Here is a 1187-nt window from a genome sequence, read left to right as displayed (position 1 = left end):
ATGAAGTGAATGCACGTTTTTGGTCGACAGCACAGTGGCAGCTTATGCTGTGTCTGGTTATCGCAGGTTCAATTCTTGGAGGCTTGATCATCTCGATTCGCAAAATGCTCAATCTCTTAGGAGGTGAACCTAACGATGTACGAGAAGCGGTTCAAGCGGTTGCACAAGGTAACATCCAAACTAGCTTTGATACCGTCGCTCCAAAAGGCAGTATCTACCATGCGGTTCAGAATATGAGCCAATCATTGGCAACCATGGTGACTAACCTTGAACAATCGATGCACGCTCTACGCGATGAGCTATCAGCAGTAGAGTCGCGCTCAAATTCCATCGCCGATCTTACCGTTTCTCAGCAGCAATCGACCGCAATGATTGCAACAGCGATGACAGAAATGGCTTCTTCCGCTAACCATGTGGCAAGCTCTGCTAGCGACACAGCACGTAATACCGATGAAGCAGATAAACAAAGTCAGCACACTCAATCACTGATCCACAGTACGGTAGATAACATCCAAGGTCTTGCGACTCAGCTGAATACTGCAAGTAAAGCGGTTGCCGATCTCGATCAAGATGTAAACAACATCGTGAAAGTTCTGGATGTAATCGGGGATATTGCGGAACAAACCAACCTATTAGCCTTGAACGCTGCAATTGAAGCAGCCCGAGCAGGCGAACAAGGACGAGGCTTTGCTGTAGTAGCAGATGAGGTACGTAATCTTGCAGGTCGAACTCAAGACAGCACAAAAGAGATCCAACACATGATCTCGAATCTTCAAGAAGGCTCTCGCAATGCCATTCATACAATGGAAATCTGTGCGGAAACAAGTGAAAGCACAGTAACTGAATCGATGAATGCATCAGAAGCTCTCCAACAGATCGTTACCGCGCTTGAATCTATCACAGCAATGAGTCAGCAAATTGCGACGGCAGCAGCTGAGCAAACGCAAGTCAGTGATGACATTGCACACCGCATAAATCTGATTGAAGAGAGCGGAAGTAAGCTAAATTCAGTGGTAACAGAGAGCCAATCGAGCACCCAAAGTTTGGCCTCTTTGGCAAATGAACTGGAAGGATGGGTGAATAAGTTCTCCGTAAAGCACTAGTTTAAAGTCAATTGTTCAATAAAAAGCACGTTTTCAAACGTGCTTTTTTTGTTTTCGTCGCATTTATTTAGCAACCAAGCTCGT

1 protein-coding gene is annotated in these 1187 nt (G+C 45.7%); it reads left to right on the top strand.

Annotated features, from left to right (window positions below; genetic code table 11):
• Positions 1 to 1103, top strand: a 1103-nt coding sequence (locus R7M72_RS25240) for a methyl-accepting chemotaxis protein (RefSeq protein WP_318056475.1), incomplete at its 5' end; no start/stop codon positions are given.
• Positions 1104 to 1187: the final 84 nt, after the last annotated feature.

It is taken from the genome of Vibrio sp. YT-18, from assembly GCF_033337345.1.
Classification (GTDB): Bacteria; Pseudomonadota; Gammaproteobacteria; order Enterobacterales; family Vibrionaceae; genus Vibrio; species Vibrio alginolyticus.
The sequence above is the reverse complement of the archived record's forward strand: the minus strand, read 5'-3'. Positions and strand labels throughout refer to the sequence as shown.